This window comes from Klebsiella sp. K4 (genome assembly GCF_014596785.2).
In the GTDB taxonomy this organism is placed as follows: Bacteria; Pseudomonadota; Gammaproteobacteria; order Enterobacterales; family Enterobacteriaceae; genus Klebsiella; species Klebsiella pneumoniae.
In genome coordinates, this window is the sequence record NZ_CP115021.1 from 3,182,833 (window position 1) to 3,205,479 (window position 22,647).

Genomic DNA, 22,647 nt, shown 5'->3' on the forward strand with positions numbered 1-22,647 from the left:
CTCCCGGGTAATCGTCTGCGTTATGTCACTCATGGCGCCGGGAGCGCACAGGGGGCGGCCAGTCGCCGCCGCCCCCTGTACCCCCGGGCTCCGGCCAGCAACATCGCCGCTGCGCGGTCCCTTCGACTTATCCCTGCAGGCTTCGGGTCGGGCCGAGGCAGCGTCCCTGCAAAACACGGCCCTCAGCCCGCATCCATGCGGGCTGCCCCGGCCTGCCGGGAACGTCTCAGCGATTTTGAGGCCGTCAGCACCGGCAGTTTCAGCAAGAAAAGTGAATAAATTAACGACAGGTCGTACGAACGTAGGCCGGGTAAGGCGACAGCCGCCACCCGGCACAAAATCGGCTCCGTGCCCGCTGTCCTTGCCCGGCGGCGCTGCGCTTGCGCGGGCCTACAGACAATCAGAGCCGGATGCGTTGGCCGGGTAAGGCGCCAGCCGCCACCCGGCATAATAAGCACCGACTCAGAATCGCGTCACAAACGGCGCGGTATCCGGCAGGGCAATGGTGGTTGAGGCTTTTAGCTGCGGCGTCCCCAGATAGAGGAAGCCGACAATTTTATCCTGTTCGCGGCACTCGAAGCCGGCCCGCACCACCGGACTCTCGGTCAATGCTCCGCTGCGCCAGATACCGTTGAATCCCTGAGCCAGGGCCGCCATCTGCATCGCCATCACCGCGCAGCCAGCGGACATCTCCTGCTCCCAGCGCGGCACCTTAGGGTGGTCTTCACAGCGCGCGACCACGGTAATAATCAGCGGCGCGCGGAACGGCGCATTGCGGGCTTTCTCTATTCCCTTCTCATCCTGGCCGGCCTCTCTGGCCCCTTTTTCCAGCAACTGGCTGAAGCGCTCGCGGCCGTCATCGGCGATAATAAAGAAGCGCCACGGCTGCAGGGTGCCATGATCCGGGGCGCGCAGCCCGGCGCGCAGAATGTTTTCCAGCTGTTCGCCCGCCGGGGCAGGTTCCGCCAGGCGGGAAGCGCTGCGGCGATTAAGCAGTAGATCGAGAGCATCCATCTGTATAACTCCTGTGATGTCATTTTTCATAAAATTAACATGCACAAGGATTTTGTTACAGCGCGGTCGGTGATTCCTGCTGACAACCGACGGCTCACTCTTTAGGATAGCCAGACGCGGCGGCCCCTGCGGCCTGCCCTTTTTAGATAACGTTAGGGAGAAGACATGCGAACCCTTTGGCGACTGATTGCCAGCTTTTTTAAATGGACGTGGCGGATACTCAACTTTATTCGCAAACTGGCCCTCAATGCGATCTTCCTGGTGCTGGTGCTGGTGTGTATCGGCATCTGGAGCCAGTTCAGCAGCACCACCAGCGAACATGCCGCGCGCGGCGCGCTGTTGCTGGATATTACCGGCGTGGTGGTGGATAAACCATCCGCCAGCAGCAAGCTCGGCGTGATTGGCCGCCAGCTGTTTGGCGCCAGCTCGGACCGTCTGCAGGAGAACTCCCTGTTCGATATCGTGCAGACCATTCGCCAGGCGAAGGATGACCGCAATATCACCGGTATTGTGCTGGATTTGAAAAACTTCGTCGGCGGCGACCAGCCATCCATGCAGTACATCGGCAAAGCGCTGCGCGAATTCCGCGATAGCGGCAAACCGGTGTATGCCGTCGGCAGCAGCTACAGCCAGGGCCAGTACTACCTGGCGAGCTTCGCCAACAAAATCTGGCTCTCGCCGCAGGGCGAGGTAGACCTGCACGGCTTCGCTACCAACGGGCTATATTACAAATCGCTGCTGGATAAGCTGAAGGTCTCCACCCATGTCTTCCGCGTCGGCACCTATAAATCCGCCGTCGAACCATTCATCCGCGATGATATGTCCCCTGCCGCCCGCGAAGCGGATAGCCGCTGGATTGGCGAACTGTGGCAGAACTACCTCAACACCATTGCCGCCAACCGCCAGATCACCGCCCAGCAGCTCTTCCCGGGCGCCCAGGGCATTATCGATGGCCTGCGTAAGGTGGGCGGCGATACGGCGAAATATGCGCTGGACAATAAGCTGGTGGATGAGCTGGCGACCTCCACGGAAGTGGAAAAGGCGCTGACCAAACAGTTTGGCTGGAGCAAAGCGGATAACAATTACCGGGCGATCAGCTATTACGACTACAACGTGAAGACGCCGTCTGACCAGGGTTCCGCCATCGCGGTAATCTTCGCCAACGGCGCCATCATGGACGGTGAAGAGACCCCGGGCAACGTCGGCGGCGACACCACCGCAGCGCAAATTCGCGATGCGCGCCTCGATCCGAAAATTAAGGCCATCGTTCTGCGCGTAAACAGCCCGGGCGGCAGCGTAACCGCTTCGGAAATCATTCGTGAAGAGCTGGCGGCAGCCAAAGCCGCCGGTAAACCGGTAGTGGTCTCGATGGGCGGCATGGCGGCGTCCGGCGGCTACTGGATCTCCACCCCAGCGGATTACATCGTGGCGAACCCAAGCACCCTCACCGGCTCCATTGGCATCTTTGGGGTGATCAACACCGTGGAAAATACCCTCGGGTCGATTGGCGTCCACACCGACGGCGTCGCCACGTCGCCGCTGGCGGATGTCTCCAGCACCAAAGCGCTGCCGCCGGAAGTGCAGCAGCTGATGCAGTTGAGCATTGAGAATGGCTATCAGCGCTTTATCACCCTGGTGGCTAACGCCCGTAAGAGCACGCCGGAGAAAATCGACCAGATCGCCCAGGGCCACGTCTGGACCGGGGAAGATGCCAAAGCCAACGGCCTGGTCGACAGCCTCGGCGACTTCGACGACGCGGTGGCCAAAGCCGCCGAGCTGGCGAAGCTGAAAACCTGGCACCTCAACTACTATCAGGAAGAGCCGACCTTCTTCTCGATGGTGCTGGACAGCCTGACCGGCTCGGTACGCGCCTCGCTGCCGGCGGCCATTCAGGCCTGGCTGCCTGCGCCGGTCGCCGCGGCGGCCGAGACGGTGAAAGCGGAGAGCGACAAGCTGGCGGCGTTTAACGACCCGCAGAATCGCTATGCCTTCTGCCTGACCTGCGCTAACATCCGTTAATACGCAGCGGCTGCCCCGTCTCCCGGGGCAGCCTTTTTCCCTCTCCTGCCAACACTGCCACAAAGCCCGCGACCGACGCTGTATTTTTTCTTGCGTCTCTTTATACTGCGCCTGTCTACGACCAACCTAAGCGATGCTATGCAAAAAAAATCGATTTACGTTGCCTACACCGGTGGGACCATCGGTATGCAGCGCTCTGAACACGGCTATGTACCCGTTTCCGGCCATCTGCAGCGTCAGCTGGCGCTGATGCCGGAGTTCCATCGTCCGGAGATGCCGGACTTCACGATCCATGAATACCATCCGCTGATGGATTCATCCGATATGACCCCCGAGGACTGGCAGCACATCGCCGACGATATCCGCAGCCATTATGAGGAGTATGATGGCTTTGTGATCCTCCACGGAACCGACACCATGGCGTTTACCGCCTCGGCGCTGTCGTTCATGCTGGAAAACCTTGGCAAGCCGGTTATTGTGACAGGGTCACAAATTCCGCTGGCCGAGCTGCGTTCCGATGGTCAGATTAACCTGCTCAACGCCCTGTACGTCGCCGCCAACTATCCGATTAACGAAGTGGCGCTGTTCTTCAACAATCGACTGTTCCGCGGCAACCGCACCACCAAAGCCCATGCCGACGGCTTCGACGCTTTCGCCTCGCCAAACCTTGCCCCGCTGCTGGAGGCCGGGATCCATATTCGCCGTCTCGGTACTCCGCCGGCGCCGCAGGGTAGCGGAGAGCTTATCGTGCACCCCATCACTCCGCAGCCGATTGGCGTGGTGACGATTTATCCCGGCATCTCCGCCGACGTGGTGCGTAATTTTCTGCGCCAACCGGTGAAAGCGCTGATCCTCCGCTCCTATGGCGTCGGCAATGCCCCACAGAATGGCGAGTTTATTCAGGTGCTGGCGGAAGCCAGCCAGCGCGGTATTGTAGTGGTCAATCTGACGCAGTGCATGTCCGGAAAGGTGAACATGGGCGGCTATGCCACCGGCAACGCCCTCGCCCAGGCGGGGGTCATCAGTGGTTTCGATATGACAGTGGAAGCGACGCTGACCAAGCTACACTATCTGCTTAGCCAGCAGCTGGACGTTGACGCCATTCGCGCGGCGATGCAGCAAAATCTGCGTGGCGAACTCACCCCCGACGAGGCTTAAGGAGGACGTATGGCACATCGAGCGCTGTTACTGGTTGATTTGCAGAACGACTTTTGCGCCGGCGGCGCGCTGGCGGTTCCTGAAGGCGACAGTACCGTCGACGTAGCCAATGCGCTTATCGACTGGAGCCTGGCGCGCGGCGAGCCCATCGTCGCCAGCCAGGACTGGCATCCGGCGGATCACGGCAGTTTCGCCAGCCAGCACCAGGTGGAACCCTACACCGAGGGCGAGCTGGACGGCCTGGCGCAAACTTTCTGGCCGGATCACTGCGTGCAGCACAGCGAAGGCGCGGCGCTGCATCCGCTGCTCAAGCAGCAGGCGATCGCCGCTGTGTTCCACAAAGGGCAAAACCGGATCATCGACAGCTATAGCGCTTTCTTTGACAACGGTCACCGGCAGAAAACCGAACTGGACGGCTGGCTGCGTGGTCAGGGGATCGTGGAGCTGACCGTTCTCGGCCTCGCCACCGATTACTGCGTTAAGTTCACCGTGCTGGATGCCCTGGCGCTGGGCTACGCGGTCAACGTCATCACCGACGGCTGTCGCGGCGTAAATCTGCAGCCACAGGACAGCAGCCAGGCGTTTATGGAGATGGCCGCCGCGGGCGCCACGCTCTATACCCTCGACGACTGGCGGGAAACTCAGGCCTGATCCCTCCCCCCCCGGCGCCCTCGCGCCGGGTCTTCTTCTGCCGCCTCGCTATTGTCCATAAATTGAACTCTCTCGCAGTTTCAACAGGTTATTGCTGCTAGTCTGGCAAGGCTGTTTTTTCGCCACGCCATTTCCGTGGCGTGGTTATTTTTATGTCAAAGAGGAACCACTATGAAACGTTTGCCCTTGCTGGCAGCTTTGCCCTTGCTTTGCGCTTCCGCGCTCTCTGCCCAACCGCTGATGTCCGTCGGCTATTTTAACGGCGGCGGCGACGTCACCGCCGGGCCGGGCGGTGATATCGATAAGCTGGACGTCCGGCAGATCACCCATCTCAACTACTCGTTTGGCCTTATCTATAACGATGAAAAAGACGAGACCAATGCGGCCCTGAAGGATCCTGCTCATCTGCACGAGATCTGGCTGTCGCCGAAGGTGCAGGCGGATCTGCAAAAGCTCCCCGCCCTGCGTAAACAGAATCCGGACCTCAAAGTCCTGCTGTCGGTCGGCGGCTGGGGCGCGCGTGGTTTCTCCGGCGCGGCGGCGACCGCAGAAAGTCGCGCCGTCTTTATTCGTTCCGCGCAGAAAATCATCCAGCAATATGGTCTGGACGGCATTGACCTCGACTGGGAGTTTCCGGTCAACGGCGCCTGGGGACTGGTGGCCAGCCAGCCGGCTGACCGCGACAACTTCACTGCCCTGCTGAAATCGCTGCGTGAGGCAGTCGGTGAGCAAAAGCTGGTGACTATCGCCGTGGGCGCCAATGCCGAGAGCCCGAAAAGCTGGGTGGACGTCAAAGCGGTGGCCCCGGTGCTGAACTACATCAACCTGATGACCTACGACATGGCCTACGGCACGCAGTACTTCAACTCGAATCTGTATGACTCCAGCCACTGGCCGACGGTCGCCGCAGCGGATAAATACAGCGCCGATTTTGTGGTCAACAATTACCTGGCCGCCGGGCTTAAACCCAGCCAGATGAACCTCGGGATTGGTTTTTATGGCCGGGTACCGAAACGGGCGGTCGAGCCGGGGATTGACTGGACGAAAGCGGATGCGCAAAACAATCCGGTCACCCAGCCCTATTTTGGGCCACAACAGATCGCACTGTTTGCCTCGCTGGGCTATGACCTGAGCAAAGACACCTACGTGAAATACAATGATATCGTGGGCAAACTGCTCAACGATCCGCAAAAGCGTTTTACCGAGCACTGGGACGATGAGGCGAAGGTTCCGTGGCTGTCGGTGCAGTCCGTGGAGGGCAAGCCGCTGTTCGCCCTCTCTTATGAGAACCCGCGCTCGGTAGCCATTAAGGCGGACTATATCAAGGCGAAGGGCCTCGCCGGGGCCATGTTCTGGGAATATGGCGCCGATGACCAGAATCAGCTGGCCCGTCAGCTGGCGGAATCGCTGGGGATCAAACACTAATCATGGCTGTTCCGCCGCATCGTCGGCACCGGGAGGCGTGACGCAGGCAGCATCGCCTGCAATGCAGGTATATCGCGCCGCCCGGGATAGGTTATGATGCCTGTTATCCGCTGCGCCAGGGGCTGGCGCAGCTTAACCGTTTGACAGGAGGCAGGGGGCCATGGCCTATATCCCCAAAAATTACGCACGTCTGGAAGTGGGTTACCGCGAAAAGGCGCTCAAGCTTTTTCCCTGGGTGTGCGGACGCTGCTCACGGGAGTTTGTCTACTCCAATCTGCGCGAGCTGACGGTGCACCACATCGATCACGACCACTCCAATAACCCGGAAGATGGCAGCAACTGGGAGATGTTGTGCCTGTACTGTCACGATCACGAACATTCCAAGTACACCGAAGCCGATCAGTATGGCTCCACGGTGGTGGCAGGAGAAGATGCGCAAAAGAGCGTCGGCGAGGCCACCTACAACCCGTTTGCCGATCTGAAAGCGATGATGAACAAAAAGTAAGCGAAGCGGCTGACCGCCGGACGCGGTCATTCGACATGACGCCATCCGGCGCGCGGTTACCCGACGCCGGAACGTCTCACCGCCGGCCGGCGGTTTATTGCAGTTTAACGGTGGCGATCGGCTTCGGCACGATGCCAAAATCCTCTTTCAGCTGCTGTTTGCTCTTCATTACCATCTGCCCGCTGGTGTCAATGGTCATGTGCTGGGCGTCGGTGTTATACCGGGCCTGCCAGAGCATCACCAGCTGCAGGCTATTTTCCTTCTGCTCCGGCGTCAGCGCGACGCCATCCGGCCATTTTCCCAGCTCTACCGCCGTCGCCAGACGCTGATACACTTCCGGCGTCATACTGTCGATAATTTGCTCAATATCCATCTTCCGCTCACCTCCGCCTGGAATAATTTGCTGAATCGTTTCTTCAACCCTTGATTTGCTCGCCATTTTGCTCATCGGTGAAGCTCAGCGATGCCGAGTTGACACAATAGCGCTCGCCGGTCGGCTGCGGACCATCCGGAAACACGTGGCCGAGATGGGCATCACAGTTTCCGCAACGGATCTCAATGCGCTGCATGCCGTGAGAATTGTCGGTCAGATAGCGAATGGCCTCCGCGCTTACCGGCTCGTAGAAGCTCGGCCAGCCGCAGCCGGAGTCGTATTTAGTCTGGGAGTTAAACAGCGGCGCATCGCACACCAGGCAGTGGTACACGCCATTTTTCTTGTTGTGCAACAGCCGTCCGGTGAAAGGCGGTTCGGTGCCATGATGCTGCGTCACGTAAAACTGCATTTCGCTCAAGCCATTTTTCAGCTCTTCCGGGGTGGGTTTATTCGCCATGGGCTTACATCTCGCTTTGCAATGGACTACTTTCGCTCCAATTCTAACAAAACATTAACAATGAAGCGTACACTTTTGTTCTAAACTTATCCGGTGCCCACAGGCAGCCAGATAATTGTGACTTAAATCACGTTTTTATCTTAAATGCCCTTTAAAATTCCGCGCGCAGCCCCCATATGGAATTGGGCTCAAAGGGAAAGTGAGGCAAATCAATCGCGCAAAGGTCTGCTCAGGATTGATTTGTCGCAATGATTGACACGATTCCGCTTGACGCTGCGTAAGGTTTTTGTAATTTTACAGGCAACCTTTTATTCACTAACAAATAGCTGGTGGAATATATGACTATCAAAGTAGGTATCAACGGTTTTGGCCGTATCGGTCGCATTGTTTTCCGTGCTGCTCAGAAACGTTCTGACATCGAGATCGTTGCAATCAACGACCTGTTAGACGCAGAGTACATGGCTTACATGCTGAAGTATGACTCCACTCACGGTCGTTTCGACGGTACCGTTGAAGTGAAAGACGGTCATCTGGTCGTTAACGGTAAAAAAATCCGTGTTACCGCTGAACGTGACCCGGCTAACCTGAAGTGGGACGAAGTTGGTGTTGACGTTGTTGCTGAAGCAACCGGTATCTTCCTGACCGACGAAACCGCTCGTAAACACATCACCGCTGGCGCGAAAAAAGTCGTTCTGACTGGCCCGTCCAAAGACAACACTCCGATGTTCGTTCGCGGCGCTAACTTCGACGCTTACGCTGGCCAGGACATCGTTTCCAACGCTTCCTGCACCACCAACTGCCTGGCGCCGCTGGCTAAAGTTATCAACGACAACTTCGGTATCGTTGAAGGCCTGATGACCACCGTCCACGCTACCACCGCTACTCAGAAAACCGTTGATGGCCCGTCTCACAAAGACTGGCGCGGCGGCCGCGGCGCAGCTCAGAACATCATCCCGTCCTCTACCGGCGCTGCTAAAGCAGTAGGTAAAGTACTGCCAGAACTGAACGGCAAACTGACCGGTATGGCGTTCCGCGTTCCGACTCCGAACGTATCTGTTGTTGACCTGACCGTTCGTCTGGAAAAAGCAGCGTCCTACGAAGAAATCAAGAAAGCCATCAAAGCCGCTTCTGAAGGCGCTATGAAAGGCGTTCTGGGTTACACCGAAGACGACGTTGTTTCTACCGACTTCAACGGCGAAGTTTGCACTTCCGTGTTCGATGCTAAAGCGGGTATCGCACTGAACGACAACTTCGTGAAACTGGTTTCCTGGTACGACAACGAAACCGGCTACTCCAACAAAGTTCTGGATCTGATTGCCCACATCTCCAAATAAGTTGAGATGAAAAAGTAATCTGTAAGAGCGACTTCGGTCGCTCTTTTTTTTGTCTGCAGAGATAGGATTGCACAATGATAAATAAAATTTTTGCTCTCCCGGTGAATGAAACCATTTCTCCCGTGATCTCCCGTCGCCAGCTGGACGACCTGGAGCTGATTGTCATCGACCATCCGCAGGTGAAAGCCTCTGTGGCGCTGCAGGGGGCGCACCTGCTCTCCTGGAAACCCGCCGGTGAAGAAGAAGTTCTGTGGCTGAGCAACAACACCCCGTTTAAACAGGGCGTCGCCCTGCGCGGCGGCGTGCCGATTTGCTGGCCCTGGTTTGGTCCTTCTGCGCAGCAAGGTCTGCCGTCGCACGGCTTTGCCCGCAATCTGCCATGGACCCTGGAAGGTCATGACGAAGACGACAGCGGCGTAATGTTGACCTTTGCGCTCCAGCACAGCGCTGAAACCATGAAGCTCTGGCCGCACGAGTTCACCCTCTATGCCCGCTTTAAGCTGGGTAAGACCTGTGAAATCGAGCTGGAAGCCCACGGTGAATTCGAGACCACCTCTGCCCTGCACAGCTATTTCAACGTCGGCGATATCGCGGCGGTGAAGGTGAGCGGTCTTGGCGAGCGCTATATCGATAAAGTGAACAATGCCGAAGAAGGCGTTCTGAGCAACGGCGTGCAGACCTTCCCTGACCGCACCGATCGCGTCTATCTCAACGCCGACAGCTGCAGCGTGATCCATGACGACGCGCTAAACCGCACTATCGACGTGGTGCATCATCATCAGCACAATGTGGTGGCCTGGAACCCGGGCCCGGCGCTGTCCGTCAGCATGGGCGATATGCCGGACGATGGCTACAAAACCTTCGTTTGCGTCGAAACCTGCTGCGTAACCCAGCCGCAGAAAGCCAGCGAAGAGACGCCCTCTCGCCTGGCGCAAACCATCAGCGTGAAAAAACGCTAATAGCAAAAGCCCCGTTGGTAACGGGGCTTTTGTTTTTCTTTGCCGTGAACGATGGGTTAAACCATATCCAGCCGGGTTTTTCGCTGCGGCGGCGGATAGAGGCGGTCCAGCTGCGCGAGCTCTTCCCCACTAAGGACGATGTCGAGCGCTGCGGCATTCTGCACCACATGCTCAATACTGGCCGCTTTCGGGATCGCCAGCACTCCCGGATGACGAATCACCCAGGCGAGCAGCAGTTGCGCTACCGTAATCCCCCGCGCGTTAGCCATATTAATGATATCGCTATGCTGAAAAAGTCCATCGCGTAAGCGCCCCGCCTGCGCCAGCGGGCAGTAGGCCATCACCGGCAGACTGTGCTGCTGGCACCAGGGCAGGAGATCGTATTCAATGCCCCGCGATGCGAGATGGTAGAGCACCTGGTTGGTTGCACAGTGCTCGCCATCCGCCGTCCGCCACAGCGCCTGCATATCCTCGGTGTCCAGATTAGAGACGCCCCAGCGGCGGATCTTGCCCTCGGCCACCAGCTTCTCCATCGCCTCAACCGTCTCCTGCAGCGGGATATCCCCGCGCCAGTGCAGGAGATACATGTCCAGATAGTCGGTCTGCAGCCGGCGCAGGCTGTTTTCACAGGCGCGGTGCATCGCCGCTTTGCCGGCATGCCAGGGATAGACTTTGGAGACCAGCACTACCCGGTCGCGCAGACCGCGGATCGCCTGGCCCACCACTTCCTCCGCCCCGCCGTCGGCGTACATTTCCGCCGTATCGATCACCGTCAGTCCATGGTCGATGCCCGCCCGCAGTGCAGCCACTTCCTGCTGACGCTGCGCCGCATGTTCGCCCATATACCAGGTGCCCAGCCCGATGGCCGGCACTGCCGCCTGCTCGCCGAAGCGTACTGTTTTTTTCACCATCTTCTCCTCCTTAACCGTATGCACCACCATAAAGCAAAACAGGGCGCAAGGCCCTGTTTTGATGCATGAAGCGCACTGTAAGAATGCACAATCAGAAGGTGTAGGTGATCCCGGTGGAGATCAGACCGCTCCAGGATTTATCCACCATCGGACTGTCGGTAATTTCATCCGACAGACGCGTGTAGCGCGCCACGCCGTAAACGCTCCAGTCACCGAGGAAGCGATAGTTAGCCGACAGTTCCAGATATGGGTTCCAGCTACTGTCCGGGTCATAGCTGCGCATGCCGCTGCGGCGCGACTCGTGCCGGGAGACACCATAGTAGTATTCGTTCTGATTGTCGCTGTTCCACTCCACGCCAATACCCGGCGTCAGCGTCAGGTTACCGTTGGTGTAACGGTACAGCCAGGCGAGATCCCAGTTAATACCGTTGCTGTTATCCAGCGTATCGCCGGCAATCGTCGTGCGCAGGAAGCCATAGGGCGTGTTGTGGACATAAGAAAGACCGGCCATCACGGTCGATTTACGTTTATCCAGTCGACGCATCTGCTCGCTGTCGCTGTCGCCCGGCTTGAAGTACATTGGCGACCAGTAGGCCGTAATCGACAGTTTATCGTTGGTGTCATTCCACAGGTAGTAACCCCCGCCCAGACCGTGGAACCAGAAGTTTTCGCTCTCATAACTAATGACCGGCACCGGATAGACATCCGCATCATATTGCTTATACGGATGCTCAACGACCCCTACGCCAGCCCCAAGAGTGAACTTCCCGTCGGCATGCGCCGCGCTGGCGGACGTCGCTATCAGCACGCCGAGTGCCAGAAGTTTGATTTTAGTCACAATCCATATTCCCGTTGTCAAATAATCAGCCCGTGCAGTGTACCGTCGTAGGTCTCATGCCTCAAATTCTTTACCCGATATGACACAAATCGTTCACTTTGCCACCCTTCTCTTACCATCCGGTGACAGCCCGATGACAACTTTGCGTCCCAACGAATCAAAAAGCGCCATGTTCAGGATGAGTTATTGATATGTCATTGAAATTGATTTTCTGCGCCATGCAAGATTTCTAAATGCATCTACGCTTAAATTTAGAAGGTGTAATTGCCGGGCACATTCACGCTACCCCACCCGCAACCTGGCATAAGGGTTGCTGGATACCAGGAGAGCGATGTTCAGCTTATGTCTTCCGGGGGCCCCCACTATTCATATGAACGGCTCTCAACCTGTGCTAAAAAACGAAAGGACGCATACCATAATCAATGGGAACATTTGAATTTTCGTAAAAAAAAGAGGCCATGCGGCCTCTTCTGTGTATCAACCCTTTGGCGGGAAAGGATCATTCCCGTAAGAATCTCTCTCACGTATCTGTCCATCACGCCCATGAATTAACAATTCACTTTGTTGATGGCGAGCTATCTCACGAGCCGCTTCTATGGCTTCAGCTTGCGTTGAATGTACAGAAGTTGCTCGTTCATTACCTTCACCTTTTACAGCCCATCCATCAGGATGTGTTACTACATGTTGGTTTTTACCCATCTAAGTTACCTGCTGTGTGAAATACACCATATGGTGTCGTTAGTAATTATAGATACTATATATAGCGTTGCGTTTGTGCGGAATCACATTTTTAATACTCAACAGTAACCACCTCACACACAACGCTCGTTCCGTGCCATTCGTCCTTATAGATTGAAGTATCGATACCGCATCCCGGCTCAAGTGACCATCCCGTATCGTTAACAAACTTCTTGTACTTCGCAGAATCCCTACGCTCGCAGCAATGTACTCCACTGTACTGAAATCCTGCTGAACCTTGCGGTACGATCCATACGCCATAAGGGGCTAATGTCGCTCCATGTGTGATCACCTTGTACTCAAACTCAGTACCCGTATAACGGCCTGTAATCGCCTCTGAGGTTTTGATCTTACCGAATGGTGGATTGCCATAGACCACATCGTAGCGTTCACTGGTAGAGTACTGGAGAGCGTCACCAACGATCCATTCAGCCTCTGGAAGTACCCTTTGCCCAATCATGACGTATTCGGGATTCAGTTCTACACAGGTGATATGTTCTGGTCGGTTGCGTTGATACTGATCGAATGACAACCGCCCTATCCCGGCACATAGTTCAATGCAGCGTCCTGTACACCCGGCATCAATGATGAAATCCCATGAGAGCATTTCGGGAGTGAAAAAAGCACCAGTAGCCCCAACGGCATCCCCGGCGTAGTTCTGAAGGATGAATTCTTTTTCGTCGTATGTGAGTGGCTTATCGGAATAGACAAGATCCAGTACTTGTTGATGTAGTTTTGTTTCTTTTTTAGTGAGTTTTGCCATAATAATACCTTGTTTAAAAAGGTATTTATCACGGAGAAAATATGAGACTAACTGTACCTGAAATCGATTGTAGCGAAGGATTTACCCCCGAAAATGATATTTTCAATAGGAAACAGTTCAGCATCCAGTTAGAAAATATAATTGAAAATAGTGACGATGATAACCTTGTCATCGCTTTAAATGATAAGTGGGGTAATGGAAAGACCACATTTCTAAAAATGTGGGAGGCCGAAATAGCTAAGAGTAATAATTTAAGCGTTGTATACTTTGATGCTTTTCAAAATGACTTTCAAACAGATCCTTTTATAGCAATAGCATCGCATATATATGCTAAAATCGATGATGAAGACGCAAAGAAAAAGTATCTCGCCGCAACCAAAAAAGTAGCATCTGTACTATTAAAAACGACACTAAAAGTAGGTGTAAGTGCATTGACACTTGGAGTTGTAAAAGGTTCTGATCTCGAAGGTGTAGGTAGTGAGATCAGCTCTGCCATTAATGATCCTTTAGAAAGTTACATCGAAGAAAAAATAACACAACTTGATAAAGAAAATAATACACTTGAGCACTTCCGCTGTACACTTAGTGAGATCGCCGCAGAAAAAAAACTGGTCTTCATAATTGACGAATTAGACCGTGCAAGACCTAACTACTCACTTGAACTACTTGAAAGAATTAAACATGTATTTAATACAAAGAATATATTCTTCGTTCTTTCCACAGACAAAGAACAATTCATGAAAGTCATACAAAAAACTTATGGCTCAATAGATGCAAACATGTATTTAAATAAATTTGTTCATTTATGGATGAGTCTGCCCAAAAATGACAGTCCTGAAAGAAAATCGTATGTTCTTTCAAAATATATAAATTACATTAACAAGAGAATCTTAAGCAGAGATTTAAATCTTCAGTCATCACTGGACGTTTTGTCATACTTACTGAGGGTTAATAAATTTAGTTTACGAGATGCAGAGCGATGTTATTCTCTTTTACTACTGTGCAATGCAAATGTTGCTAATGGTTTCAAATGGGAATATCAGGTTGGTATTGCAATCGCCGTGTTTCTTAAACTCAAAGATGAAACTATTCTTACAAAAATAAAAGAAAGATTAATTACTAAAGAACAACTCATGGAAGAGTTAGGCGTTACGCAACTACCTGAAGAGGAAAGCTATCATATTCTTTTAGCATTGAACACTGAGTATCTAACACGCGAAGGTTATGCCAAAGCATTGAGAGATGGTGATCAAATGATCTTTCGCGATGGTTTTGGTCAGCAACCATTGACCATAACTCATGCGATTGAGCTTATTTATAACTTTCAATAAGATTTAATCATTTAACTACCCCCAATCAATATTATCAGTACTTTCCATATCTCATCAAGTGGAACTATGGGAAGTACTACACCACATAAGGCCAGTACTGGCACAATGACGTAGTTCCATAGAATGATGAACGTCAGTACCCAGCCTAAACCCTGTCGCCACGTGAAGCCCTTACGTGTTTCTTCAAGTGTGATCTCGTTCTGCTCGTGACTGTTCTGTGCGTCCAGTTCCTGTTTGCTTTGTTCTTTTTTCTGGAAGAAACCCAATCCAGTTTTGATTAAATCAATTATCATTCCAATCATTCAATAATCCCCACACAATATCCCCAAAAGTGCTTTCCTTTTACAAATAATTTCTTACTTTCGATTAAGTACACATTCATTTCATCACCCTGTAGTGACCATGTGAGTACTTCACCATCTTTAAAACGTTGCTTTGTCTCGTAGCAGACATTCATAAAGCACTCAATCTGTATATCTGCTTTCTTCAATTGCTTTTGGAACTTCTTCCCGAGAAAGCACTTATTGATTGGCATACTATTACCATCTGGCGTAGTACCATTTAGTGTTATCTCACCCGTAAGTTCACCATAGTGTTCTTCAAAATTCATATTATCCCTTTTTTATAACAAACGATCCCTGTATACCTGCAATAACAAGTCTTGCCCCCTTTTCTGCTTCTGCATAGAAGTCATAAATGATTTTACGTTTCTTACTTTCACGTAATCCAATTACTCGCTTTTCTTTTTTCTTCTGGCTGGTATCAATTAATCGCTCCTTACCATTCTTCCCTGTAATGACCTTATAACGCCCATTTGATAGATTACGTTTCAGTCCTGCAATGTTACCAAACCGATCAAGACGTGCTTTACTCGTTGGTACAAACTTATCAATGGCCTTTTCCTCAACGAGTACGTCATATAAGTACTTCGCTTGTAGATCCTTCACGAGAATGGTACTGCGAACACCATTACAAACTTTCTTGTACATAAAGAGAATGGAACGCTGAGTGAAAGGTACTGCTCCTTTATCGACGGCATTGTTTAAGTCCATTTGCATTTTGGCTGATAACGCTCTTGACCTTTTGATTATTTCGTTCTGAAAGTCACGTCCAAGACGTTGACCCGTTGTATTAAGATAGGTTGTTGCGTTATTCAGTCCTGTTATTCTGCCTCTAATCATATTTACCTCACGCCCAACATTTCAATCAAACTCTGTAGCACCCGGAACAATTCAATTCGATTTTTTGGTAATCGGGATTTACACAGAATGGCTTTATTAAGATTATCGGGATGTAAACCGTAATAGCTAATCAATGCAGTTTCAATCAAAGTAGCTTCTGCATCTGTCTTAAAACAGTACAGAATCTTTTTTGAGTACTCCATACCTGAATCAATCATGGCATTTACACTTTTACTGCTGCCCGTATAATCCAGCCAGTTACTTTCCGTTGAAGTACTTTTAAGGTTTGAAATGTCTTTGATACCTTTATATATCTGCTTCTTCCCGAAGTAGTACTCTCCCGTTTCGGGAAATTCAATTAAGTACACAAATGAACAGTACAGACCTTCATTTACTTCCTTGATATCCCATTGTTCTGGATCGAACATCGTCCAGTTGTTATTAATTCTCATCACTAAATACCCATATGTAATTTATATAGGTATTTAGTGAATGGATTTAAAATGCAGACTTAAGGAATATGAAGGTACGATTGCCTATCAGACAAAATTGGGTTACTTCCGTAATGGAAAATTCTTCCCATACTCTGATTCATTGGGATTCAGAACTGTCGGGTATGGTCATTTAATCAAACCGGGAGAAAATTTCAGTACTGGATTATCCCCCAATGATGCAGAGGCTTTACTTGATAAGGATATTGCAGTTGCCCGAACTGGATTGAGTACATTACGTTTAGGTACTCTCCCTGCCGACATTGAGGACTATCTGGTCATCATGATTTTTCAGTTAGGGGTAAATGGCGTAAGTAAATTCAGAAAACTACTGGCAGCAGCAAAGGCGGGAGATCGTAATGGAATGCGGCGTGAGTCCGTTGATTCATTATGGTACAGGCAAACGCCAAACCGGGTAAGAGATATGAATAATCAATTAACATAACAAAGGGGCATTATGCCCCTTTTGTCTTTTCGAGAATTGTAAGAATACGCTCAATCTTCAAATCCAGTTGATGAATTTGATCTTCAAGATTACGTAATGTCTTCTTCATTTCATCCTGCTCTGTTTCGAGGCGGTTTATACTACTACTGTGTAGTTGTATCTTCGCTTCAATCTGCGAAACTCGCGTGAGCAAATCTTCAGTATCAGAAGAACTGTCACGGAATATCGTATAAAGAAAACCAAGGCCAGCGATAACAAGAGCAACAATAGTACCGAAATCCATACATTATGCCTTATTATTGTTATTATGAGTATTTATATCAATAGCCAGTGAAACTTGCTAAAGCAATTTGAAATCCGCTGTTCCCCATTGCCTGGCGATATGTCTTCTGGTTTTTATTCACATACTGTAAAGAGAATGAAGTACTGCTATTCCTTTTAATCAAAATGCCAGAATAGCCAACTGTACCACCATCATCGGATATGTTGCCCGGACACTGACTAATGCATATCCACGGATCGGCAAAACTCGTTGTAAGCGTCAAGGCAGTACCGAGATCATGAGAGGATGGCACGGTAAGAAAACCCTGAATACGTGGCATTGTACCCGCACTGGCAGCAGACCAGATCAATGTTCCGGCACTGTTATACACATCGAGATAGCCTGATGTAAGAGCCGTAGTATTACTGGAGAGCATGAACCGCCCTGAACCTGCCTCGAACATTGCCGAGCCGGGAAAGCAGTACTTTCCATTCGTCTGTAGCTGAAACCAGCGTAGCCCCGTATTGGGGAAGAAATTTAGGGGCAAATACCCCAGCGTACTCCCGTTACCAAAGGCACTGTTAATGAGATAGTAACCTGTGTCTGAGAGTGTACCCATTGCTTTAACTGAACTCATTACGACCGATTTATTATCGGAATCTATCGTAAGAGCACCTGCTGAATTGTAAACCTGAAAACCTGACATAGTGATCCTTACACGTCATATTTGTATATATCGAATGTTAATGTTTGGGCATAAACGCCACTCACTGGAAGATATTGAACGGTAAAAGTGTTAGTACCCGGAATACAGTAAAACTCATTCCAGTACTGACTCACTCGCATTACTGCTAACCAACCCGTAGGACGCATACCCGACCAGGCTACGCTCCATGATGTAGTACTACCAGCCGATACATTAAGGTTGACTGATCCCATATATCGCATGTTGTAATCACCAATATCGACAATTAATCGTCCAGACGCATCCCAGCATTGTAAACCCTGTGCCATTACCACAACCCCATTCTTACACGTAATTTATTATTGTTATCGTAGATCTGAATGAGGTTATTACTGATAATCATCTTACCTGTGCCACCAGATCCATTTATATAGAAAGTACCTGATTTATTTATCTGCCACCCCGTAGAGTTAGCAACATAGTTAGTACTTTGTATCGTGGCACCAATTTTCGCATTGGTAATTTCACCATCGATAATTTTTGCTGCATTAATACTGGCATTGGCAATTTTCGCATTTGTGATCGCTGCATCTGCGATGTAACCAGTACCGATACTTGCCGCCTGAATCATGGATGTTTTGATGTAAGTAGTACCATTCACGATTGAGAATGGAGCCGTACCGCCAACTGTCGCCGCACTACTGCCGCTGACAATAAATTTATCTGCTGCGAAATAGATAGCACTGTTATTACTCGTTCCCTGAGAAGCAACAAGACGGATACCCGCTACAGTACCGTTAGCATTGACGGACAATGAGTACTGGCTGTCTACAGTGCTTGCAGTTGCCTTTGTACTCATCTGCTGGTTAACCGTGGCAATCTGCCCGTTCACATCACTACGTAGCTGTATAACTGCCTGTGATTGTGCTGTGTCATTATCCGCTACCGTCTGATTCAGATTGGTTATGCTTGCCGTATTTCCGTCTACCGTGTTTTTCAATGTAGAGATTTGCGTATTGGTGTATTCATTCGATTCATTAACGGCGTTTTCAATTGTCTCATTCAGGCGGTCATCGAGATCAAGTATTCCATTGATCTGTTCTGCATCATCTTCCGTAAACTGGTATTTGCTATTAATACTGACAGTCTGCTCTGCTGAGTACTGAATATTGTCCTGTCCAAATACATCAAAAAATCCGACCTTAACTTTATATTCACCATCTGGAATATTAGGTATACTGTCAAATTCAGGTTTATTACTGGTGTATAGTTTAGTACTCGTACCATTAACAATACTCACTACTGCCCCGGCGTAATCTCTTTCAGTTGATGGAGTCCATGAGGCGAATAAGTTGCCAAAACCACCTGTGAACTGAACACCCTGCACTAATCCACATTGTTTATTCTCAACGGTGATTCGTACTTCCTGTGAATAAGTACCATTATTGAATCCCTGAGCAATAATGCCAATAGTAGGTTTACGTACTCTGAGTCGATTCATTTCAAGCATAAAGTTGAATGTATTGCTCTGCGTATAGAATGTATCGATTAAATCACTACCGTTATAGATATTAATGATGTAGTACTTGAAGTAATCAGAAAATGAACGACCATTAACGATTAAGTTCTTCTGATTATCCCAACGAATATTGAAATCAGCAGAATCAGTTTCATATTGTCCCACGGTGCGATTTGCCAGTAAGACACCAGTTACGGAAGGTAATGCAAAGTTATATGTCGGTACTAATCCCGTTAACGTTAGTCTGTTACTGGTAAGGCCGAGATTGTTATATGCCTCAACCCCAAAGTCATAAGCCGCCGTGTCTGAGAGGCCGAATAGTTCAAAGTCGGTTTTCTGCGTGTTAGTACTTCCCGCATATGTCCATGTACTGGAGCTGCTCAACTTATAGTAGATGTAATAGCCCCGTAGCCACGGATCTTGTGACGCATCCCATGTGAGATCGACAATAGAGCCGTTTGTGGTGTTACCTTTGCGTACTGCCTGTAGATTCGTGGGAGCCTTTACGCTCAGTTCGGGAAACTGGATTGAACCACCAGGCGACCAGATACCGGGATCTACGCCATCATACATCGCATCAGGGGCTTCAACTGCCGTGATCGTAACGTACCCAACGTTCTCCTGATCGGTTGCCACATCTTTTGACAGTACCTTAAACTTCCCTGAAATGTTCAGTTCGGTATTACTGACGGTGATAGCATCCCATACCTTCAGATCCCAGCCTTCACTTGTGGTGAAGGATACAGTTCGTAAGGCGTACTTAGCCTTGAGTACATCAACATTGACCATCTTCGCCAGTACATCAGCGTCATAGCACCATGAGTAATCACGGCTTAGGGTAATAACCTGCCCGTCACGCTGGATTGCCTCATCAATTGTAATATCGGAAGGAATGCGTAACACGTCAGTCGTGTACATACTGGCTGGATTGGTGTACTTCGCATCAACAGTATTGAAGTAGTCTGTGCCACCGCTGGTACTGATCTGTACTGCACCGAACATGTTATTTTCATTGAATGATGCAACTGAAAGCGTTTTACGATCCGTCGTAATACAGATTTGCCCTGCATGAACATACATAATACCGCCAAATACCTGACAGATATTTTCAATGTTTTCCTTATACGAGCGTTGATAACTAATTGAACCATTTGCGTAATACTCCATCTGGTCACAATACGCTGCGGTTTCAAGGAAGGTATCGAGATTAATTAATCCCGGTTCAATTCCCATCCCGTATGTTGTATTGGTCAGATAGTCGTAGATAATTGATGGTGGATTTGACGTCGCCAGTACTGACCCTGTTGCGAGGTCTAATATCCTCTGCCCTTTCATTTCAACAGTCATCGTGAACTGATCATTCACGAGTAGATTCTGTTCTAATGATTGTTGTGTTTTTTTGATAACCGCACTGACAGAAACAATGCCTTTGCCAAGAAATTTATTTGTCCACTTCGGCCCTGCGTATTGGCTGGCAAGGGATTTAGTACTGGTATAATCACCACCAAAGCGTACTTCCAGTTGTAGATATTCCTGATACTTACTGGCAATATTCGCCTTTGGTACAATACCATCCTGAGTTACCGGAACGGCTAATACTGGTTCATTATCAATATAAATCTGGTTTATATTCTTTTCAGTTCCCGCGTAACATATTGCCTGTTCGCTGAATAAGTACTGTGAATCACTGTTTGGGATGTTATACCATGAGACAATACTACCCGTGAGAATGAACGAACCGCCCGATACCCCATTTTTATGGGGGAGTTGCCCACCGTACAGTACTGGTAATCCAGTGGTAGGACTCGTTGACCTGCTGAGAGAATCCGTTACATCCCCATAACTCTGTACGCCAATCTGTCCCAGCATACTTGTTGCAACAAGGCTTGCAGCCCCTGCCGCTGCTCCCCAGCCAATCGCGGCTAATGCCGTACCGCCAGTGAAGTAAACCGCCAAAGCGACAATGACTGCCGTAATTATTGCTCCAAAGAAGCCCCCTAAACTTTTCCCCATTCCTTTTCTTTCCTTACTCTAAAATATCTTCCCTGTACCGGTTTTGGATGAAGTTCAAAGCCATCATGGCTTTCATTCACCCCAAGTACTCGACCTGATACAACCACTGCCATAATTAAGGGGTTATCGGGATCTAACCAGATATCTCCGTCTATAACGTGCTGTACCTCATCACAGTACTGTTCAACTATTTGACCCGTATGATCCCATCCTTCTTTTTTAAGTCCTGCTATGCCCTCTTTAACGCTCGTATAATTTCGATTTGCAAGGGTACTGCCAGTGAATAGATCAATAATGCGGAGTACTATCAAATTACAATCGTTATCACCATACTTATAAGGATTGTCGATTGAGTACTGAATTATTTTCATTAATTCATTATGCATCATTTGTATCTCCACGTTTGATCCTGATTCACCTGTCCTAATAAACTAAAGTATTCATCCCCTTTATAGAGAGATTGATATACTGAATTGGCGGCAATCAATGGCGGCTGTCTGTCCAGCTTTTTATAAATGCTGTTCACGTAAACTGTCATTTCATTCGTTTTTTCATTTGGATCGGCTACTGCCTGAATGTAATCAATAAACCCTGAGAACATCAGCATGGAGTACAATACAGTACTGTCATAGGGATTCAGGATAACGAGTGTAATATTCATTTGTGCATCTTTAAGGAAGCCCCCTAAAGCAAGTGCTCTTACACTCGTGTTCACATTACTAATTTTGAAGTTAATCGCATCGTTGTTGATCCCCTTCTGTTCGCTGAAAGAAGGCAATGAACCACTAATGATATCGGGAAAACTAATGTACTGGTTACCATTCAGATCAATATCAATAAGAGAATCAGTCCAGTGAAAACCGTTTGTACCTTTCGGGAGTACATCAAAACAGGTAACATGAACACCTAAACTCATTACGTCCATTACGCTGAGGCGTGTTTTAGTCGTGCCCCGAACTAACTTCCAGTACTTCAATAATGTTGCGTTAGTTAAAATACTTTCGTCCATTAGATAATATTCTCCGTTGCCTTTAATGTGATATTCATGATGTTGCCAACGGGCATTGTATAATCATTATCGGGATCTAATACTGCTTCAATTTGAATGTTGTTATAGATAATTGGTTCACTTGCCTGTACGGTATTTTGCAGTACAGGGAATACGGTTAATGAAGTACTGGTACGGTCAATAATTCTGTATATTTTTTTATGATTCGTGAATTGTATTAATTCACCAACTGCCATTGAATTATTATTAGTCGCGATTACCCTTGTACCCTTAGATGCGATTGACTGGCTTGTTAATGCCCCGCTCTGTACTCCCCTGTAAGTACCCATCAATCCGAGCGAGAATGTGAAGGATTTACCTTGAGAGTACTGAGCCAAAAAGTTTTGAACCTCTCCAATACTGGAAGGATTGAAACTTAACTGAAACTGAATCTCATAGTATTGAATGCCTGTACTTCTCATGATACGTTGACCTGTCCACGTTTGATTTGAGTAAACAGGTTCAGTACTTTTAATCTGGAAGTTTGTTATTTTTATTTGATTTGAAAAGGATGCCATTTTGATACC

The 22,647-nt window shown here is 49.7% G+C and carries 26 protein-coding genes; 9 read left to right on the top strand and 17 right to left on the bottom strand.

Annotated features, from left to right (window positions below; genetic code table 11):
- Window positions 1-462 precede the first annotated feature (462 nt).
- Window positions 463-1,014 (bottom strand): NAD(P)H nitroreductase, encoded by a 552-nt coding sequence (locus IB144_RS15920; RefSeq protein ID WP_004176531.1) that lies wholly within the window; start codon window positions 1,012-1,014, stop codon window positions 463-465.
- 165 nt (window positions 1,015-1,179) lie between these two features.
- Here IB144_RS15920 and sppA point away from each other — a divergent pair, with 165 nt between their 5' ends.
- From sppA to yajD, 5 genes are all read left to right on the top strand, one after another.
- Window positions 1,180-3,033: a signal peptide peptidase SppA gene (sppA, locus tag IB144_RS15925; protein ID WP_004140411.1), complete on the top strand. Its 1,854-nt coding sequence runs from the start codon at window positions 1,180-1,182 to the stop codon at window positions 3,031-3,033.
- 138 nt (window positions 3,034-3,171) lie between these two features.
- A complete protein-coding gene (gene ansA / locus IB144_RS15930) occupies window positions 3,172-4,191 on the top strand; it encodes an asparaginase (protein WP_004176535.1) in 1,020 nt (339 codons plus the stop codon).
- Window positions 4,192-4,200: 9 nt separating this feature from the next.
- Window positions 4,201-4,842: a bifunctional nicotinamidase/pyrazinamidase gene (gene pncA, locus IB144_RS15935; RefSeq protein WP_004892853.1), complete on the top strand. Its 642-nt coding sequence runs from the start codon at window positions 4,201-4,203 to the stop codon at window positions 4,840-4,842.
- A gap of 171 nt (window positions 4,843-5,013) precedes the next feature.
- Window positions 5,014-6,267 carry a glycoside hydrolase family 18 protein gene (locus IB144_RS15940; protein ID WP_020802839.1) on the top strand — a complete coding sequence of 418 codons (1,254 nt, stop codon included), beginning with the start codon at window positions 5,014-5,016 and terminating at the stop codon, window positions 6,265-6,267.
- Between the two features lie 160 nt (window positions 6,268-6,427).
- Complete coding sequence (gene yajD, locus IB144_RS15945; protein ID WP_002901254.1) at window positions 6,428-6,772, top strand: HNH nuclease YajD; 345 nt, start codon at window positions 6,428-6,430, stop codon at window positions 6,770-6,772.
- A 94-nt stretch (window positions 6,773-6,866) separates the two neighbouring features.
- Here the strand turns inward: yajD and IB144_RS15950 are convergent, their stop codons facing one another.
- Together IB144_RS15950 and msrB are read right to left on the bottom strand one after the other, a co-directional pair.
- On the bottom strand, window positions 6,867-7,145 hold the full coding sequence (locus IB144_RS15950; protein ID WP_002901249.1) for a YeaC family protein: 279 nt from the start codon (window positions 7,143-7,145) through the stop codon (window positions 6,867-6,869).
- Window positions 7,146-7,188: 43 nt separating this feature from the next.
- On the bottom strand, window positions 7,189-7,602 hold the full coding sequence (gene msrB, locus IB144_RS15955; protein ID WP_002901246.1) for a peptide-methionine (R)-S-oxide reductase MsrB: 414 nt from the start codon (window positions 7,600-7,602) through the stop codon (window positions 7,189-7,191).
- 338 nt (window positions 7,603-7,940) lie between these two features.
- Here msrB and gapA point away from each other — a divergent pair, with 338 nt between their 5' ends.
- Together gapA and IB144_RS15965 are read left to right on the top strand one after the other, a co-directional pair.
- On the top strand, window positions 7,941-8,936 hold the full coding sequence (gene gapA, locus IB144_RS15960; RefSeq protein WP_002901243.1) for a glyceraldehyde-3-phosphate dehydrogenase: 996 nt from the start codon (window positions 7,941-7,943) through the stop codon (window positions 8,934-8,936).
- A 74-nt stretch (window positions 8,937-9,010) separates the two neighbouring features.
- Entirely contained in the window at window positions 9,011-9,895 is an 885-nt protein-coding gene (locus IB144_RS15965; protein ID WP_002901240.1) for a D-hexose-6-phosphate mutarotase, read from the top strand.
- A 56-nt stretch (window positions 9,896-9,951) separates the two neighbouring features.
- On the opposite strand, the gene IB144_RS15970 is transcribed toward IB144_RS15965, so the two are convergent.
- From IB144_RS15970 to IB144_RS15985, 4 genes are all read right to left on the bottom strand, one after another.
- Window positions 9,952-10,806, bottom strand: a complete 855-nt coding sequence (locus IB144_RS15970; protein WP_004176538.1) for an aldo/keto reductase — start codon at window positions 10,804-10,806, stop codon at window positions 9,952-9,954.
- Window positions 10,807-10,897: 91 nt separating this feature from the next.
- Window positions 10,898-11,644 carry a MipA/OmpV family protein gene (locus IB144_RS15975; RefSeq protein WP_002901236.1) on the bottom strand — a complete coding sequence of 249 codons (747 nt, stop codon included), beginning with the start codon at window positions 11,642-11,644 and terminating at the stop codon, window positions 10,898-10,900.
- A gap of 477 nt (window positions 11,645-12,121) precedes the next feature.
- Complete coding sequence (locus tag IB144_RS15980; RefSeq protein WP_000517707.1) at window positions 12,122-12,343, bottom strand: DUF2188 domain-containing protein; 222 nt, start codon at window positions 12,341-12,343, stop codon at window positions 12,122-12,124.
- Between the two features lie 91 nt (window positions 12,344-12,434).
- Window positions 12,435-13,145 carry a methyltransferase gene (locus tag IB144_RS15985; protein ID WP_023328015.1) on the bottom strand — a complete coding sequence of 237 codons (711 nt, stop codon included), beginning with the start codon at window positions 13,143-13,145 and terminating at the stop codon, window positions 12,435-12,437.
- A 41-nt stretch (window positions 13,146-13,186) separates the two neighbouring features.
- On the opposite strand from IB144_RS15985, the gene IB144_RS15990 reads away from it, so the two are divergent.
- On the top strand, window positions 13,187-14,476 hold the full coding sequence (locus IB144_RS15990; protein WP_023328016.1) for a P-loop NTPase fold protein: 1,290 nt from the start codon (window positions 13,187-13,189) through the stop codon (window positions 14,474-14,476).
- An 11-nt stretch (window positions 14,477-14,487) separates the two neighbouring features.
- On the opposite strand, the gene IB144_RS15995 is transcribed toward IB144_RS15990, so the two are convergent.
- The 4 genes from IB144_RS15995 to IB144_RS16010 are packed head-to-tail and all read right to left on the bottom strand — an operon-like array spanning window position 14,488 to window position 16,109.
- The gene (locus tag IB144_RS15995; protein WP_023328017.1) at window positions 14,488-14,778 is read right to left on the bottom strand and encodes a hypothetical protein; all 291 of its coding nucleotides are present in this window, start codon (window positions 14,776-14,778) and stop codon (window positions 14,488-14,490) included.
- Window positions 14,775-15,086 carry a hypothetical protein gene (locus tag IB144_RS16000; protein ID WP_023328018.1) on the bottom strand — a complete coding sequence of 104 codons (312 nt, stop codon included), beginning with the start codon at window positions 15,084-15,086 and terminating at the stop codon, window positions 14,775-14,777. Before IB144_RS16000 ends, IB144_RS15995 begins: the two co-directional genes overlap by 4 nt.
- Before the next feature lies 1 nt (window position 15,087).
- Window positions 15,088-15,657, bottom strand: a complete 570-nt coding sequence (locus IB144_RS16005; protein ID WP_023328019.1) for a hypothetical protein — start codon at window positions 15,655-15,657, stop codon at window positions 15,088-15,090.
- Window positions 15,658-15,659: 2 nt separating this feature from the next.
- On the bottom strand, window positions 15,660-16,109 hold the full coding sequence (locus IB144_RS16010) for a hypothetical protein (protein WP_023328020.1): 450 nt from the start codon (window positions 16,107-16,109) through the stop codon (window positions 15,660-15,662).
- Between the two features lie 40 nt (window positions 16,110-16,149).
- Between IB144_RS16010 and IB144_RS16015 the strand changes: the two genes are divergently transcribed.
- Window positions 16,150-16,593 (top strand): glycoside hydrolase family protein, encoded by a 444-nt coding sequence (locus tag IB144_RS16015; RefSeq protein WP_032435853.1) that lies wholly within the window; start codon window positions 16,150-16,152, stop codon window positions 16,591-16,593.
- A gap of 10 nt (window positions 16,594-16,603) precedes the next feature.
- Here IB144_RS16015 and IB144_RS16020 read toward each other — a convergent pair whose 3' ends face one another.
- From IB144_RS16020 to IB144_RS16045, 6 genes are all read right to left on the bottom strand, one after another.
- On the bottom strand, window positions 16,604-16,876 hold the full coding sequence (locus IB144_RS16020) for a hypothetical protein (protein WP_023328021.1): 273 nt from the start codon (window positions 16,874-16,876) through the stop codon (window positions 16,604-16,606).
- Window positions 16,877-16,913: 37 nt separating this feature from the next.
- A complete protein-coding gene (locus tag IB144_RS16025; RefSeq protein WP_023328022.1) occupies window positions 16,914-17,561 on the bottom strand; it encodes a hypothetical protein in 648 nt (215 codons plus the stop codon).
- A 307-nt stretch (window positions 17,562-17,868) separates the two neighbouring features.
- The gene (locus tag IB144_RS16030; protein WP_023328023.1) at window positions 17,869-21,072 is read right to left on the bottom strand and encodes a fibronectin type III domain-containing protein; all 3,204 of its coding nucleotides are present in this window, start codon (window positions 21,070-21,072) and stop codon (window positions 17,869-17,871) included.
- On the bottom strand, window positions 21,057-21,461 hold the full coding sequence (locus IB144_RS16035; protein ID WP_023328024.1) for a hypothetical protein: 405 nt from the start codon (window positions 21,459-21,461) through the stop codon (window positions 21,057-21,059). The genes IB144_RS16030 and IB144_RS16035 overlap by 16 nt, the downstream gene beginning before the upstream one ends.
- Window positions 21,458-22,081: a hypothetical protein gene (locus tag IB144_RS16040; RefSeq protein WP_023328025.1), complete on the bottom strand. Its 624-nt coding sequence runs from the start codon at window positions 22,079-22,081 to the stop codon at window positions 21,458-21,460. Before IB144_RS16040 ends, IB144_RS16035 begins: the two co-directional genes overlap by 4 nt.
- On the bottom strand, window positions 22,081-22,638 hold the full coding sequence (locus IB144_RS16045) for a hypothetical protein (RefSeq protein WP_023328026.1): 558 nt from the start codon (window positions 22,636-22,638) through the stop codon (window positions 22,081-22,083). Before IB144_RS16045 ends, IB144_RS16040 begins: the two co-directional genes overlap by 1 nt.
- Window positions 22,639-22,647 lie beyond the last annotated feature (9 nt).